The following is a 351-nucleotide window of genomic DNA, read 5'->3' as shown; positions in this document are numbered from 1 at the left end:
GGAGACCCCACACTACCATCGGCGCTACGGCGTTTCACTTCTGAGTTCGGCATGGGGTCAGGTGGGACCACCGCGCTGTTGCCGCCAGGCAAATTCTGTAATTTACCGAACTCTACGCTTTATTACTGGTGCTGATACCCAGAGTCGAACTGGGGACCTCACCCTTACCAAGGGTGCGCTCTACCAACTGAGCCATATCAGCACACTAATTTGGTGCTAAGTAAGATACTCGTTGCTGAGCTATCGTACTTTTACAAGTAATACCTGCGTACTACTTTAAATTTGATGCCTGGCAGTTCCCTACTCTCACATGGGGAGACCCCACACTACCATCGGCGCTACGGCGTTTCA

The 351-nt window shown here is 51.6% G+C and carries 1 tRNA gene and 1 rRNA gene; both read right to left on the bottom strand.

Annotated elements, in window-relative coordinates:
- Positions 1-89 (bottom strand): 5S ribosomal RNA (gene rrf / locus ACL9RG_RS22765); the annotation flags it as partial.
- 37 nt (positions 90-126) lie between these two features.
- Positions 127-202, bottom strand: a tRNA-Thr gene (locus tag ACL9RG_RS22760).
- Between the last annotated feature and the right edge of the window lie 149 nt (positions 203-351).

Source organism: Rouxiella sp. Mn2063 (assembly GCF_049319665.1).
Lineage (GTDB): Bacteria > Pseudomonadota > Gammaproteobacteria > Enterobacterales > Enterobacteriaceae > JBMOUD01.
The sequence above is the reverse complement of the archived record's forward strand: the minus strand, read 5'-3'. Positions and strand labels throughout refer to the sequence as shown.